12 protein-coding genes and 1 pseudogene are annotated in these 14,767 nt (G+C 60.3%); 3 read left to right on the top strand and 10 right to left on the bottom strand.

What is annotated here, in order from left to right; genetic code table 11:
- Positions 1–227: 227 nt before the first annotated feature.
- The 9 genes and pseudogenes from AB6804_RS30300 to hpnI all read right to left on the bottom strand — a co-directional run bounded on the left by AB6804_RS30300 (position 228) and on the right by hpnI (position 9,613).
- Positions 228–761, bottom strand: a complete 534-nt coding sequence (locus tag AB6804_RS30300; RefSeq protein WP_318290186.1) for a DUF6431 domain-containing protein — start codon at positions 759–761, stop codon at positions 228–230.
- A 93-nt stretch (positions 762–854) separates the two neighbouring features.
- Positions 855–1,802, bottom strand: coding sequence for a filamentous hemagglutinin N-terminal domain-containing protein (locus tag AB6804_RS30295; protein ID WP_370889597.1), 948 nt, complete (start codon positions 1,800–1,802; stop codon positions 855–857).
- A 1,081-nt stretch (positions 1,803–2,883) separates the two neighbouring features.
- Positions 2,884–3,087: a hypothetical protein gene (locus tag AB6804_RS30290; RefSeq protein WP_370889596.1), complete on the bottom strand. Its 204-nt coding sequence runs from the start codon at positions 3,085–3,087 to the stop codon at positions 2,884–2,886.
- Positions 3,087–3,422 (bottom strand): annotated as a pseudogene (locus tag AB6804_RS30285) (efflux RND transporter permease subunit); the annotation flags it as partial. The pseudogene AB6804_RS30285 and the gene AB6804_RS30290, both read right to left, overlap by 1 nt.
- Positions 3,423–3,640: 218 nt before the next feature.
- Positions 3,641–4,396 carry a hypothetical protein gene (locus AB6804_RS30280; protein ID WP_370889595.1) on the bottom strand — a complete coding sequence of 252 codons (756 nt, stop codon included), beginning with the start codon at positions 4,394–4,396 and terminating at the stop codon, positions 3,641–3,643.
- Between the two features lie 639 nt (positions 4,397–5,035).
- Positions 5,036–6,052 (bottom strand): lysylphosphatidylglycerol synthase domain-containing protein, encoded by a 1,017-nt coding sequence (locus AB6804_RS30275; RefSeq protein ID WP_370889594.1) that lies wholly within the window; start codon positions 6,050–6,052, stop codon positions 5,036–5,038.
- A complete protein-coding gene (hpnK, locus tag AB6804_RS30270) occupies positions 6,049–6,912 on the bottom strand; it encodes a hopanoid biosynthesis-associated protein HpnK (protein WP_370889593.1) in 864 nt (287 codons plus the stop codon). Before hpnK ends, AB6804_RS30275 begins: the two co-directional genes overlap by 4 nt.
- A 4-nt stretch (positions 6,913–6,916) precedes the next feature.
- On the bottom strand, positions 6,917–8,341 hold the full coding sequence (hpnJ, locus tag AB6804_RS30265; RefSeq protein ID WP_370889592.1) for a hopanoid biosynthesis associated radical SAM protein HpnJ: 1,425 nt from the start codon (positions 8,339–8,341) through the stop codon (positions 6,917–6,919).
- 39 nt (positions 8,342–8,380) lie between these two features.
- The gene (hpnI, locus tag AB6804_RS30260; RefSeq protein WP_370889598.1) at positions 8,381–9,613 is read right to left on the bottom strand and encodes a bacteriohopanetetrol glucosamine biosynthesis glycosyltransferase HpnI; all 1,233 of its coding nucleotides are present in this window, start codon (positions 9,611–9,613) and stop codon (positions 8,381–8,383) included.
- 402 nt (positions 9,614–10,015) lie between these two features.
- On the opposite strand from hpnI, the gene AB6804_RS30255 reads away from it, so the two are divergent.
- The 3 genes from AB6804_RS30255 (at position 10,016) to AB6804_RS30245 (ending at position 13,515) form a co-directional block, all read left to right on the top strand.
- A complete protein-coding gene (locus AB6804_RS30255) occupies positions 10,016–10,384 on the top strand; it encodes a hypothetical protein (protein ID WP_370889591.1) in 369 nt (122 codons plus the stop codon).
- Between the two features lie 956 nt (positions 10,385–11,340).
- Positions 11,341–12,312: a sugar-transfer associated ATP-grasp domain-containing protein gene (locus tag AB6804_RS30250; RefSeq protein ID WP_370889590.1), complete on the top strand. Its 972-nt coding sequence runs from the start codon at positions 11,341–11,343 to the stop codon at positions 12,310–12,312.
- A gap of 510 nt (positions 12,313–12,822) precedes the next feature.
- Positions 12,823–13,515: an alpha/beta family hydrolase gene (locus AB6804_RS30245; protein ID WP_370889589.1), complete on the top strand. Its 693-nt coding sequence runs from the start codon at positions 12,823–12,825 to the stop codon at positions 13,513–13,515.
- A gap of 323 nt (positions 13,516–13,838) precedes the next feature.
- On the opposite strand, the gene AB6804_RS30240 is transcribed toward AB6804_RS30245, so the two are convergent.
- Complete coding sequence (locus tag AB6804_RS30240; protein ID WP_370889588.1) at positions 13,839–14,543, bottom strand: TMEM175 family protein; 705 nt, start codon at positions 14,541–14,543, stop codon at positions 13,839–13,841.
- Between the last annotated feature and the right edge of the window lie 224 nt (positions 14,544–14,767).

The raw sequence follows: 14,767 nt of genomic DNA, 5'->3' as shown, positions 1-14,767 counted from the left end.
GTTTTGCTTTGTCGATGTTTTCCATTTCCTCATTCTCTCAGGAGTTGAGGTCTCCGGAAAACCCGGTGCGCTTCACTTCGGATCGACTTCGTTCATAGGTGTTCCCCGTAAAAATGAAGGAACCCGTATGAAACCGCCAATGCGCGAGCTCGGGCAGTGAGCAAAGTGTGTGGGGTACCCGTTGAAGCGCAGACTTCGTCGTCGCGCAGCGAACGGGGTTCCCCCGATCACGGGACAGCGACACTGTCGTGATCGAGCCAGGCCATCGCTTCACACAGTGGCATCAACTGGAGACAGGCGAGCCAGAAAGTGGCGAAGCCGACGCTGCGTCCGAGCGATGCAAACCGGCTGCGCAGATGGAAAGAGAAGTCTTCGTGGACCGTTGACAACCATCGCCACCAGCGCCGCACGGTGTGATAGCCGAGCGCGAAGATCGCGGCGGTACGGCGCAACGAGGCACCGGCGATCAACAACTGCAGTACCTGCTGCTGCAGCGCCCACCCATACCAGCGGCGCGGGCAGATGCACAGCGGCAGGCGCGAGCACGTGCGTCGGCACGACGGGCACTGGAAGCGCGGCACCGCAACGGGATTCAGGTCGCCGTCGGCGCTACGATCAGCCTTGCGCTCGTAACAGCCGTGCCCCCAGAGGCAACCGAAGCCGCAATGCGGGCAATGATCGGGGCGGTATGACTGAGGTGTGGTCACGACGGCGCGAAGATGCTGTTCGAGCGTGAGAAACGCAAATACAATTCGGTGCATGGCCAGTTTGTTCTTGATGTTCGTACGGCGTCCGGAAAACATCGCACGATATCAGAGCAACACTGGCCATCCTGACATCCGCTGTGTCTCGCGCTACGCGCGGTCGTGTTCTGAAATTCCACCTCGTCGATCACGCGACAAACTCATCTCCTGCACCTCGAATTGTTCGCGACGTAACACCTCGATTCGACCGTGGACGTGCGCCGTGCCGTCATTGGCGACGAGCCATACGTGACCGTCGCGCGTCGCCGTGCCGGTCGCGCGCAAAGCACTCGTGTTGCCCGCGAGCGCGTACACGTTGCCATCGGCAGCCTGAAGCGCAATTTGTGCCGCGGCGATCGTCCCTTTGTCGACGACATCGCCGCGGCTGCCCGTCGATTGCACGAAGGTCTGCGGCAAGCCGGCGGAGTCGCGCACCAGCACCTGGTCGCCGGCCGCCAGTTCGGCTGAGCCGGAAGGCGCGCTGATCGTGCCGTCGTTCCCGACGAGCTTGCGCGCGATCAGGAACACGTCGCCGCCAGTGGAGGTGATCTTGCCAAGGTTCAAGACGACGCCAGTGCCGCTGCCGGTGAAAGTGAGCGGACCGCCTCCCATGAAGGCGTCGTTGCTGATATCCAGCGCGGACGCGACGAAGCGCCCGCCCGTCGTCACGACTCCGCTCGGGCCGACGAGGACGCCCTGCGGGTTGATCAGATAGAAGCTACCGGTCGCGCTCAGGGATCCTCTGAGCACGGACTGTTCTGCGCCGGTCACGCGGCTCAGCGTAGCGCCCGAACCGTTCTGGATCATGACAGCATGGTCTTTGTCGATGGAGAAACTGCACCAGTCGATGATCCCTCGCGGTGTCGACTGCGTGACGGTCAACCGTGCGCCCGTGGAAGTTATAGCACCGGCCCCTGCGACAAACTTTCCTCCGCTCGGCAAGGGACCCGCCGCCCACACATTGCAAGCGACCGCGAGTCCCGCCCCGAGCAAGACGATTGCAGTGTGGCGAAGCGCCTTTGCCTGAACCGGACGATGCGTGCTCACCCGTCTGTTCATTGATGAGGAACGGCTGCACATGTCATGTCTCCGTCTACGTACGTCAACGTCCACCACCTACAAGGCAGTTAATATCAACATAGACCAAGCGCGACCATTTATCCGGAAGGTTTCGAGTACGAGTCCGCGCCCGGGGAAACGACCGAACGCGCGCTTTTCAAGAGCAAACGACCGCCGGTGTCGCCGCCAAGTTCTCGGTGCCGATATTGCGGTAAAACGCGGCGCCTTAAAGGGTCCTCGCCGTGTGCAAAGATGAATCATTCGGCGTAAGCGCCGCCTTTGAGTATCCGTATCGCTATCTCAACTGGCTCTTCAAGCCTATCCTTCTGGCGAAGAGTGTCGACACTACAAGCCACTTCTGCCTTAAAAAATTCCTGCCGCACCGAAGCAACTCCGCTAACGCACTCCAAAGTCTCATCGTGCTTGGCTCGTTGTTCACAGGGCGTCGTCAATGAGTCGCTTACCGCGCTTCTGCGATTCGCGTGACGACTGCCAGCAAAGCTTCGACGTCGACGGGTTGAATACAGATCCGTAACCCGCCACTCTCGTGGGCACAGCCCTCCGGTGAGCGAGACACGCTCCTCGTCCGTCGATAAGTCAGAGCGGTCCGCACGCAGCAGAGCCTCAAACACTTCCGAGAGCAGAATAGGCGAAATATCTGACCAGCCGTCGTTTGACTGCCTGGTCGGTCTGCTCACACTGCGTCGGAGGTCCGGTCACCGCCGAGCGCAATAGAGAACGCCGTGAGCGCGCCAGCTCCACGGCCAAGCCACTCAGCGTGAGGTCTGCTTGCGAATCAACAAACGACTCGCCTTTTATCGGTGCGCTGCTGTGCGACGACGCTGAGTCCGACTCGGGCATATGGAGGGTTCGTCTTAAATCCGGAAAACCCTGCGTCATGAAGTATTCTTGGGAACGTTCGGCGTTGCGGTTAGTTCACGCATGCTCAGTCAACAGGCTAGCAAAATCGGCTGCGAAAAAAGCTCCCGGGAGCTGACAGCTCACTGTTGTTTGATGCGAACAGGATACCGGGCGCGATGTGTGCGGGCGCCCAGAGCCCGCCAGGGCGCGAAGAACGGGGCTAGCACAATGCGCCTTGCCGCCGTGTCAGCCAGGCATTCACCGCCCCTGCGCCGATCAGCGCGCCTGCGACGAACATGACAACGCCTGTCGGAACGAAGGTGCCGATCGCCGCAAACGACTCCGTACAGGCGGCGGCGAACACCACGGCGAGCACGAGAAAGGGACGTTCGCTGAGCGACGTCAACAAGGCATGGATAGACATCACTGCTCCACGATTGCGCCGCCGCTGGCGGCGGGCTCAGCAGGTTCATCCCGCTCGAAACGTCCATAGCGCAAGGCCAGCGTCGGCAATACGATCGGGTTCAACGCGGTAGATGTAATCAGCCCGCCGAGGATCACGACCGTCATCGGCCCTTCGATCTCGTTGCCGGCCGCACCGCTTGTTACGGCGAGCGGCAGAAGCGCCAGCGCGGTGACCAGTGCGGTCATCAGAATCGGCACGAGACGCCCGGAGGCGCCGCGAACGGCCGTATCGCGGTTCCATGGCTGTCCCTCCACATGTACAAGGTGCTCGTAGTGGCTGATCGGCATGATCGCAGTGGGCCGACCAATTCTCTGCTCAGCGAGTTGCGTTGCATCTTCACTTGCTCAGTACCGCCTCGTCCAGCGAAAGTGGCGCATGTTAACGCTAGGGAGGCCGGATACCGAGTCGGTCTAAGCCAGCGCAAACGTGGTCGTGTAGCGGGGTTGGCTAGCTAGGGTACAGCGGAGTCACTGTCGCAGAACTGGTTCCATTTCTTTTCCGCTGTGCGCGGTCAATGCGCTACTTGCGCGGGCCGTTGCCTGAACAGGACAGCGCACACGACGATGAACGTTACAAGCGCGACAGAGGCGCTGTAACGGTTCATCGCCAGTCCTCCGTTAGCGAGCGGCTTATCCAGAAAATCGCCAACGACCGCGCCGAGCGGCCGCGTCAAGATGAATGCACTCCAGAACAGCAAAGTTCGCGAGACTCCGGTGAAGTAGTGAGCGACCACGATTATGAGCAACAATCCGCCGAAAATCAGCCCGGCGCCCAGGTAACCGAAGCCGGCGCTATCGGCGGTCCAGTCGCCGAGCGCCGTGCCGAGCGTTTGCGAGAACATGATGGTGAGCCAATAGAAAGCCTCGGCTTTCGGAGACACGATTGTCGAGATCGACACCGAGCCCGTTACACGATGCCACAGCACCAGCGACACAAGCAGCAGCGCAAGCAAAATTATGCTCCCGCCCGCATAACCGATCCCGAGCGAGCGATCTGCGAAATCCGCGAGCGTCGTGCCGACCGTCGTCGTCGCGATGATTGTTGTCCAGTAGAGCACCGGATGGAACCGATTTGCCCTGACCTGCATAGTGACTGCGACAATGAACACGGCGGCGAAGATCAGTGTACTAATCAGATACCCGAGGTTCATTGACATCGAAAGCGCGTCGCCGCCCGTTTCTCCGAGCGTGGTGGCCGCAATCTTTATTATCCAGAACGTTAAAGTGACTTCTGGAACCTTGGCAAACGCCTGCTTCGGTCTTTCCATGTCGTCTCCTGAAAGGACGAAAACCCCCAAGGGTAGTACTTAGGTGCTTAAGAGAACCTTAGTGGACCTTCCGAGAACGGTAAAAAAGGAGGCGTGCAGCATAGACGCCGTGGCATATGCGCTGCAGAAACATGCAATTGCCTGAGTGCAAATCAAAGAGCTGTGAAAGCGACGTGCTCGCATTCTCTAAAAGCGCGCGGCCCACGAACTCCAGACTGCAACTCTCTGTGAGGCCCTCTTCCAGTCGAAACGGAATGGTCGCAGGCCTCTCTGGCGCAAGCACGCTGCGTCGGCCAAGGCAACAGCCGGCGGATGTGCGAGGCCAGGCTGACATCCAATAGGCAACATCGGGCATGGGTCCGTCTGGACCGATGCGACAAGGCTGAGTGCGCCTGCTTTGGGACCGGCCTTGTGCTGCGCTCCGTCGCGGTGCTGGAGTCTATCGACGCTTCTGACCTGCAAAGAGGTCATCGAATTGCTCGCGCGCTCGCTTACGTTGTGGCTGCGGGCCTGGGGAGCTCGCGGCTTCAACAGGCGGGCGCAGGAAGCAACCGTCCCGCAATGCGCGGGCGGACTCGAACCCGTGCGATGTGTGCCGGGGCGGTCCAACGCGTCCGAGATCGAACGGAACTCCCGGCGTCAATGAAGCTGCCGCTTCTCTCGCTCGGCGTCCCACAGGTGGCTGCCGCGCGCAGCCTCGACGAGAAGCCACGACCCAATACCGAGCCCGCCCGACAGCACTTCGCGCATCCGCTTGATGAGCGCAAGCGACAGCGCGGCCTCCGTGCTCAGCCCCGCAATCTGGCTCGTCAGGACGATCGCCGCGTCCTGAACGCCCACGCCGAGCGGCACGAAGAACGCCACATGCCGGGCAATCTGCGCGACGGCTTCTATGGCGAGCGCATTGGAGAACGTTATCGGAACGCCGATCGCCCAGAGCGCGAACTGATTCTCGAATGCGCCGACCACCTGACCCGTGAGCTGCGCGATGAGGGCTGCAAGCCATCTGCGCGGTGCATGCGTCTGCGCGCGGAGCGCATCGTCGAGTTGACACGAAGGTACCGCGATCAAGAGGGAATGACATCTGCCTAGCACGTGACGCGTCACCCTCATCAGCGTCAAAAATGGCGCCCCATGACGCAGCCACACATAGCTCGCCGCAACGGCCACGATCGTTGTCGCACTCGCTGCGGCAAGCGGCCATGCTGCGCGCCCTAGTGCGGCTGAACGCGCCAGCACGGCGATGCCGATGGTCGCGAATATCGCCTGCATGGCGAGCGTAATGAGCACTTCCACGATCACCGATGCAACGACCGCAGGTAAATCATGCACTTTCCAACACGCGAGTCGCACGCCGACCGCCTCGCCGCCGATGCTCGCCACCGGAAGCAATCGGCTGACCCCGTCGCGCACCGCCGCGATCCACCAAATGAATACGAACGGCGGTGCGCGCCCAAGCAGAATCCACCAGCCTGCTGCATCCAGTGCGAGCGGGAGCGCGCGGAACGGCACGAGCGCAAGCAGGGGCAACCCTGCGTCGGCCACGCGCGCGGTCGCGGGGCCGAGGCTGTCACGCAGCGCGAACCCGATGGCTATCGCGACAACGAGCGCGATCGTCAGCGGCCACGCGGCGGTCAACCGGTGCGTTTGCTTCAAGCGAGCCGCCTCGCGCCGAATGCATCGGAGGCATTGGCGAAAACATCCGCGAAACCGCCGAACGCAAAGCCGCGTTGGCGAACAGTCTCCAAGGCCTTAGCGACGCGCGGCGATAACAGCGCGGCGAACTCATCGGCGTGCCGGTAGCCTTGCATCGACGGCGTCAGCGGCGCTCCGCCTTGCACCGCAGGGTGACAGTAGATTTCCACGACACCTCCGGTGTGGCTTCCAATTTCTGCTATGGCGGCCAGCCACGCGGTTTCGTCGAAGCGTCCACTCTGGGCGATTCCAATCACGTAGTCGTTGTGCGCGATGCGTGCCCGCGCGAGACGTCTGCGCACGAGTGCCGTCCACGGTCTGAGCCAGAGCGGCGCGTGGGCTTCTGACGGCAGCCGCATCGCGCGCATGCCGTAGTCGCGTCCGATAGCGAGAATCAGCGAGAGCACGACCGGATGAACATGCCGATGCTTGTGCGTGTTCACATGATCGAGAGGCAAGCCCGTTGCGGTAAATGCCTCGAACTGCGCGCGAATTTCCTCCGCAAGCTGTCGGCGCACGTGCGGAAGCAAGCAATATCGTACGCCGTCGAAAAAGGGCGCATCGGGCATCCATCCCGATGCCTTAGTGAGCGCCGGCACACGCGCTGCGCCGAGCGTCGACTGACCATCGGCGAGCACGATGTGCAGGCCGACGCGCAACGACGGACACCGTTTCGCGCGCGCGATCGCATCGGCGGCGGCAGGTGCGGAGACCATGAGGCTCGTGCACCCAAGGATGCCTTCGCGATGTCCGCGCTCGATCGCTTCGTTGACGCGCTCGTGCAAGCCGAAGTCGTCGGCGGTGATGATCAGGCCGCGCATGACGCTATGCTTCATGAGCGCGCAAAAAGCGAAAAAACTCAACGCCTTCGCGCAAGCGTCGCTTTGTCATGTCCCAGCTCGTCAGCATCTCCCGCACGATCTCCCATATCTTCGAAGGCCGGAAATAGAAGCGCTTATAGAAGCGTTCCAGTTCGTGATAGATATCTTCACGGGATAGATGCGGATAGCCGATTGCCGCTAGTTGGACGCCCTCCTTGCTCACGAGATTGATCACCTTGTTCTCCGCGAGCCAGCCGTTATCCACAGCCTGACGGTAAAGCGCGGTGCCGGGATATGGTGCGGCGAGCGAGACTTGAATCGTATGCGGGTTGATCTCTTTCGCATATCGGATCGTCTTTTCTATCGTCTCTTTTGTTTCACCAGGCAAGCCAAGAATGAATGTGCCATGCACTTTGATGCCAAGCGTGCGGCAATCGTCGGAGAAGCGCCGTGCGATATCCGTGCGCAAACCCTTTTTTATGTTTAGCAGAATCTGATCGTCGCCCGATTCATAGCCGACGAGAAGCAGCCGCAAGCCATTATCCTTCATGATCTTGAGCGTCGAATACGGCACGTTCGCCTTTGCGTTGCACGACCACGTCACGCCAAGCTTGCCGAGACCGCGTGCGATCTCCTCGACGCGCGGTTTGAAGTCCGTGAATGTATCGTCGTCGAACATGATCTCTTTCACTTCCGGCATGTTTTCGCGTATCCACCTGACTTCTGCAAGCACGTTCTCGACCGACCGCACCCGATAGCGATGTCCACCGACCGTCTGCGGCCAAAGACAAAACGTGCAGCGAGAACGGCAGCCGCGACCCGTATAGAGGGATACGTACGGATAGTTGAGGTATCCAATAAAGTAGTTTCGGATGTTCAGGTCGCGCTTGTAGATGGGGGCGACGAAGGGAAGCTCGTCCATGTTCTCCAGAACGGGCCTTGCATCGTTATGCTGGATTTCGCCTTTCGCGTTGCGCCAGGACAGACCGGCAATGGACGTGAACGGTAACCCCTCGGCGACTTCCTTACACGTATAGTCGAACTCCTCGCGGCATACAAAGTCGATCGCGTCGCTTGCAGTCAGTGAGTTGTGCGGGTCCACGGCGACTTTCGCGCCGACCATACCGATTGTTACCGCAGGCGCAGCTTCCTTCAGATGTTCGGCGAAGAGCGCATCAGCAGGGAAAGATGGCGTGCTCGTATGGATGATGACGACGTCGTATTCGCGCGCGATGGTAAGCGTTTCGCCGACGGACAGGCCGTCCGCCGGCGCATCCAGCACGCGGCTGCCCGGCACGAGAGCGGCGGGTTGCGCGAGCCATGCCGGATACCAGAACGAGCGTATCTCGCGCTTCGCCTGATAACGCGAACCTGCGCCACCGTCGAAACCGTCGAACGACGGGGCTTGGAGGAAAAGTGTCCTTTTCATGTGCGACGTCCGAAGGGTGCAATGTGAGTCGAAAAGTGATCAATTCCTGAGCTGTTCGGCGGCGTTTCCGTCGTATCCGTCGCCGCTTTGCATTTCGCCGTCCAGCGGCACACGCACGCCACGCCAGACGACGCTTGATCCAAACAGCGCTGCAGCCCACTGCGCGCACATCAACACGTCGCGCAGTGGGATGAGCGGCAAGTCGCGCCAGAATGCGCGCGCTGAACGCGCGCAGCGCCAGTGCAGCAGCAAACGCGCGCTTAGGCCCAGTGACGTGCTGGCGTCGACGATCATGTCCGCCGTCGATTGCGCGAGATCGGCGCCGCTTGTATCGAACGCAACGCCGAGCAGCGCGCCGGTGAGCAGCCAAGGCGAAGCAAACGTGATGCAGAGGAAAGCGAAGCCGACCGGATTGATCGAGCGGATCGTCCTTAGCCAGCGCGTTTCCCGGCGCCATAGCGACGTGAGATCGCGCTCAGTGACGTCGGTCGCGACCACGACATCGGAGAGCACGGTGCGCAGGCCTAGCGCACGAGCGCGATGGGCGAGCCAGTAGTCATCGGCAAGACAGTTGCGTAACGCCTCGAACCCGCCAATTCGCCCAAGCGTATGCCGCGTCAGTGCGAGCGTCGCGCCGAATCCGAATTTGGCGTGACCAAATGTGTTTGCCATATGCACGGACGGCGCGAACCATTCATCAATGAACAGCGCGCCAAGTCGAGCCCAGAAACCGCCGATGCGCCGCGCACGATACAGGCACGTGACCACGCCGACGCTTTCATCGGTGAGCGGGGCCGTCACCCGCGAAAGGTAGTCGGACTCAACAGCGATGTCACTATCGGCGATCACAATCACATCATGCTTCGCTCGCGCCGCCAGATTGATGAGGTTGCCGACCTTGCGATTGCTTCCGTGCATGGCCGCGTCGATCACGAGTTCGATATCGCACGCGGGGTAACAGCGCGCGAGACGTCGCACGACGCTGGCTGCAGGATCGTTCGCGCTCGCGACACCGAAAAGCAATTGAAAAGAAGGATAGGCCTGTCTGCAGAACGACTCAAGATTCGAATAAAGGCGAGGTTCTTCACCGCAAAGAGGTTTCAGAACGCTGACTGGGACGCCGTCGAGACCATGCGTGCGTTGCGGCTCGTAATCAGTTCTGGCGATGCTCTTGACTGAATGCAAGAGCGCTGCGACGGCTGCGTGAGCGGACGCGACGCAGCAAAGACCAATCACGAACCATAGGTAGACGGGAATGGTATGTGACGTCATGCCAATTCCACGGTCGAGGAATTGGCGTCCGGTATTGCGACTGGATTTGCGCGCGCAGGAACGCTTGGCGCTCGGTTCCCCGAATGAACGCTGCGGGATCGCTGCAAGACAGCTTTGACCATGCTTGTCCCCTGCTCGCCGGTCGGCGTGTTCGGGCAATAGTGCAGTCGCAGACCTTATGCGACGCTTAAGCGCCGCTTGGGCAGGCCGACGTCGTACTGCTGTGCTTGCTACAACCACTCTGCCGGCGATCCTGCCATAGAAGGAGGCTCGCCTAAAGTAAGCCATCCTCACAGGGTGCCGCCTGGGCCGCAATTGAGTAGTTCAGCCGTAAGCGTCCGCCAAGCTATTCGCAAGCAAAAATATGTGTTGGCAAAGCTTGAGTGCAGAAGAGAGATCTCAATGCGTCTTTTATTGGTTGCCGACGATGACAACATTGGCGAGCCCGCCGCCAAGTCACTGACGCGGGCGGGATATGCGGTCGACCGCGCGCGCGATTTGTGTAAAGTGGAGAAGCTCTTCCAAAACCTGCCGCACATCGCGGGCCCATCGATGCCTAGCGATCGCCTTACGTTCCTTTTCGCAGTGGCAGCAAGCTCCGCGCTGAACGTCTCTACGCGCGCGGAAGGATGGTGGCTCGTCTTCATCGCCCTGCCCACAGTGTGGTCAAGGATCTACTGGATGTCCATTTCCCCTGACATGGCGGGCGCGGCCTTCGTCGGCTCGCCTGCCGGGTTGATGGCACAGCGCAGCGCCCGTCGGTTTGGCTGACCAGCCCTGCAGGTGGCCACGGCCATCTGCAGGGCGCTGTTCGCCGTGTTGATCCGACGCGGTTGGGCCGCACCGTGACCTTTGGATGTCTAACTCCGGAGTCGTTTTATCGCGCAGCGCGGCGACTCGGCCGCAATGTGAGGGGGCGGCTTAAGCCGCATTTGCGCCTTCCGGTACGCAGCGACGAAACCGGGGTCACCCGCCCGGACGCGCGCCAGCCAATAGGCGACATCGTTCGCGCATTCCTCCCTGTCCACGTCATCGAAACACTTAGAATCCGCTGACATCCGCGTCGCCGACCAGTAGAAGGCGAACAACTTTTGTCATGCGGAAAGACCGAGTCCGAGTCCGCTGTCATCACCGGAGCGCAGCCCGTTCCGAACGCCCCGCGCAATCGAATCTTCGTTATCGTGAGGCTCGTAGCTGAAAACCTGTTTTCCTCTGGTGCGAGCGTTGTGCAACACGCGAGTCACCACTTCGATGACAAGCTCAGTTGAACGAGAGGACGGCACTTCGGTGATCTGTGCGGCTACCGCGGCCGGGCTTAACATGAATTAATAATACGAAGGATGAAAAAATTTTGAAAATCACGTAGTTGTCGGCTGAACTGAACGGAAAAAAGCGAGATAAGCGATTCGTCCGTCCGACGCTTGAGTGACGCAGATCTGAGATCACATGCTGGCAACGAAAGTTCGATTCAAATACGCGGTAGTTTTCTACGCACTGCCCGAAGCTACGTAAAACGACGACGGCAATTCGACCGGTCCGGGCGGGTGCAGCGATCCATAAGGAACTCTTAAGCGATGTGTTGGTACGGTAAATTCATTCGTCGCAAACGCAGTTTCTTAGGAAGAAATATGCTACCAGTACCCGTCGAAGCCGTGCTTCGTAGTTCTTGGAAAGACCTTCGCCGACGGGTTTTTCACCGCAGGCATGCCTCTGAAGCGCACGCGGCCTTGACTAATATCGAATTCAGGCGTGGTAAGACTGACCCGGCGGAGCTAAGGGCAGCAGAAGCCTACGCACGCGATGTATTGGGTAGTGCATGTTATGCGCCGTGGCTGTATGTGTACACCGCACTCAACGGAAGGTTCAAAGAGGGATGGATTCCCGACAACTTCTATGGCTGGGTGGTGGTTCCGCTACTGAAGGGACACTATGGTAAGGTTTCCGAACTGAAAACGATGTCGCGGCAGCTATTCCAGGACGACGTCTTCCCTGACATTGGCTATCACGTCAATGGGATTTGTTTTTCCCCGGACTACGCGGCGATTTCATGCTCTGACCTAGAGCAAACACTTTTCAGCAACACCGACAAGGTCGCCTTCAAATCGGATCAAACGGGTCAAGGAAAGGGTGTCGTCATACTCAACCGACAGGACTTCGGTGCAGTCACAATCCGATCGCTCGGCAACGGCGTCTTCCAACGGTTCATATGTCAGCACCAGACTTTCGCTCAGTTCGGTTCTGATGCCGTCGCGACGATTCGTTTCACCACAGTAGTAAACGACGGCGGTGCCGTGTCTCTTCGTGCGTGTTACTTGCGTCTTGGGCGTGCCGCGGACGGTCATGTCCGGCCCGACACCGAGGTTTGCGTGTCGGCTGACTTGACCGATGGTCGCCTGCAAAGCACTGGCTATCAGAGCGACTGGACGAACATCGACGCGCATCCCGATTCGAAAGTCCAGTTCGACGGGTTAGGCTTGCCGAGGTTTCGGCAATGCGTCGATAAGGTACTCGAACTGCATGCGAAGTTTCCATTTGCACGCTGCGTTGGGTGGGACGTAACCGTCGATGTAACCGGAGAGATTGTCGTATTGGAGTGGAACGCGGAATACAACGACGTAAAATTCAGTGAAGCCACTCAAGGACCATGCTTCGCTGACCTCGGGTGGGAAAAGCTTTCGCAGCCGGGCCGTAATAAATAAAATGTAAGCGATGAACGACGTCGCCTAGGCGGTGCTGTCGGCGCACCTGTACGCTTTGCCGCGACTCGGCTCGCCGCGCGCCAATAGCTGGTCCTCGAATAGCATGCGACGTATTGACGGCATTGGAAAAAGCGTAACCAAGTCCGCTCGTGGCCGAACCCAGAACCTTTTGCAGCCGGACATGCTCTTCGAGAGAGCCAGATAAATGAACTGCCCTTCGAGAACTTACTTTGACGCTGATTGCAGTGTCGTAACAGCTCGCTGACAGTGATGCAGGCGTGCTATCACGCAGATGTCTCATAGCGCAGATCACGTTGCGGCGCACAGGCCGGCCTTGCGGTCGTGAACCGACACATCGCGTCTGCGACGCCGTTCACGATAGGCCCGCGCTCCATGGATCGGCCGGCAAATTCACCTGCCCAATGCCTCGCCGAAGGCCGCCACAATCGCTTCCGATGCCTCATTGATGCAGAATTGTCGCAAAGGCCACAACGACACGACCTGAATACGATGGACGACCCCGAATCGCTTTTCCTGGCACTGCCCGACGGCACTAAGGTCTCTGCTCTCCTCCAAATGCCGGAGGACGCGCGAGCCCTGTATGTCTTCGCACACGGTGCCGGGGCGGGCATGCAGCACGCCGGCATGTCGTCATTAGCCGACGCGCTTGCGGCGACCAATGTCGCCACATTGCGCTACCAGTTTCCGTACATGGAGCGGGGCTCCAAGCGGGTGGACTCTCCGGCCGTGGCACATGCTGCGGTGCAGGCAGCCGTCGCAGAGGCCCGCCGACGGCTGCCAGACCTGCCGCTCTTCGCGGGCGGCAGGTCGTTCGGCGGCCGCATGACCTCTCAGGCCCAAGCCATCTCCCCGCTCGACGGCGTCCGTGGTCTCGCTTTCGTCGCGTTCCCGCTACACCCGGCGGGCGCACCCGGCGTGGAGCGGGCACGGCACGTGGCGGACGTCACGGTGCCGATGCTCTTCCTGCAGGGCACGCGCGACAAGCTGGCCGAGCTTCACCTGCTGAGGTCGGTCGTCGAGACGCTGGGGCCACGCGCCACGCTGCATGTGGTGGACGACGCAGATCATTCGTTCCGCGTGCGCGTGTCCTCCGGCCGGACCGACGCGGAGGTCGTGCTCGAACTGGCACGCACGATGTCGGCGTGGTTCTTCGCCGAAGGAGAGTTCGTGCGCGATACCTGAGCAAGCGCAAGAATGCTTGTAGCAGAGTAGAGACGGCGAGCGGGCGAGCGCGCGGTGCTGCACTTGCCCGCTCAATCCCTTCGTCATCCGCAGATGGTCTGTCGCATTGCCACGGGAAGCGACGCCTGTCGCGTCGGCGACGTTCTCGCAGTGCCGAGTGAGTGAGTTTGTCCGATCCGCTTGCGGTTATCCGCCCGCGGAATCGCGGAGGGCACCTGCTTTGATCTGGCCGGCGCCGACCCGTGAGTGACCGCTTAGGGATGCGGCCGGAACCAGACTGGCGGAGCGTAGAACAACGCGCATTGGCCGGCCTCGCGTAATAGCTACTTGTTCAATCTCTCGGCCTCGCTCGGCTCCTCTCTGGGCTTGTAGCGCGGCCTGGGTTGTGGCAGCAGAAAAAAGGCGACGCACAGCAGTGCAATGGCCACTCCGATGCGCGACGCCGCGATCGCGACGGGAACTGCAGCAATCTGAACCAGCGTCGCAAGGCCATAGCGGCGCGTCATCTGCTGGAGGAAATCGGGCGCGAGCCGTTCGTCCATCAGCCGGCGGCCTGGCATTGCATAGAACCACTTCGCCATCCAGGTGCAGGCGGTCAGTGCAAGACCGACAACCAGGGTCACTGAGGCGACGGGTTCGAAGCCCGTGCCGAGGTGGAAGCACCAGACGCGGATTGGATAAGGAATGACGACGATAGCCAGCAGGAACAGGAGGTTGATCACGCCAAACCAGTGATCACTCTTAGCATAGATGCGACCCGAATAATGGTGTTGCAGCCAATAGGCCCCGATCACGACATAGCAGAGAACGAGCGCGAGATATTCGCGCCACTGCTCCGCGATGGCCGTTGCGAGGTCGAGGTAGCCGTGCGCGCCCTCGGGAGATCCGGGGACCTTGATCTCGACGATCAGCAGGGTCAGCGCGATTGCGAAGACCGCGTCGCTGAATCCCTCGAAGCGGTCAAGTCCGCGCTCGGCACCATGCGTTTCAGCGTCGGCAGGCTGGTTTCGCCTATTACGTAGCATCATGTGAGTCTTTCGCGCACGCCGGAGCCGCTGCTCGCGGCACGGCACGCACCATCCTTGTTGGACGATGTGAATTATGTCCTTCCATGGAAAGGCTGCGAACGCAGCGCCAAGCTGTCCGCGGCTAAGTATGACCGCTTTTGGCCGCTTTGATCTTACCCACGTTCGGTGGAGACCTTGAAAAGAGCATACTTGCTCTGTGAGGTGTGCCATGGAACATCGAGAAC

Origin of the sequence: Caballeronia sp. RCC_10 (genome assembly GCF_041360715.1) — a bacterium.
Taxonomy (GTDB): domain Bacteria; phylum Pseudomonadota; class Gammaproteobacteria; order Burkholderiales; family Burkholderiaceae; genus Caballeronia; species Caballeronia grimmiae.
The sequence above is the reverse complement of the archived record's forward strand: the minus strand, read 5'-3'. Positions and strand labels throughout refer to the sequence as shown.

Bases quoted from the DNA above. Each gene is read 5' to 3' on its own strand.
- AB6804_RS30300 (WP_318290186.1), bottom strand. From the start codon at position 761: ATGCACCGAATTGTATTTGCGTTTCTCACGCTCGAACAGCATCTTCGC.
- AB6804_RS30295 (WP_370889597.1), bottom strand. From the start codon at position 1,802: ATGAACAGACGGGTGAGCACGCATCGTCCGGTTCAGGCAAAGGCGCTT.
- AB6804_RS30290 (WP_370889596.1), bottom strand. From the start codon at position 3,087: ATGTCTATCCATGCCTTGTTGACGTCGCTCAGCGAACGTCCCTTTCTC.
- AB6804_RS30280 (WP_370889595.1), bottom strand. From the start codon at position 4,396: ATGGAAAGACCGAAGCAGGCGTTTGCCAAGGTTCCAGAAGTCACTTTA.
- hpnK (WP_370889593.1), bottom strand. From the start codon at position 6,912: ATGCGCGGCCTGATCATCACCGCCGACGACTTCGGCTTGCACGAGCGC.
- hpnJ (WP_370889592.1), bottom strand. From the start codon at position 8,341: ATGAAAAGGACACTTTTCCTCCAAGCCCCGTCGTTCGACGGTTTCGAC.
- hpnI (WP_370889598.1), bottom strand. From the start codon at position 9,613: ATGACGTCACATACCATTCCCGTCTACCTATGGTTCGTGATTGGTCTT.
- AB6804_RS30255 (WP_370889591.1), top strand. From the start codon at position 10,016: ATGCGTCTTTTATTGGTTGCCGACGATGACAACATTGGCGAGCCCGCC.
- AB6804_RS30245 (WP_370889589.1), top strand. From the start codon at position 12,823: ATGGACGACCCCGAATCGCTTTTCCTGGCACTGCCCGACGGCACTAAG.
- AB6804_RS30240 (WP_370889588.1), bottom strand. From the start codon at position 14,543: ATGATGCTACGTAATAGGCGAAACCAGCCTGCCGACGCTGAAACGCAT.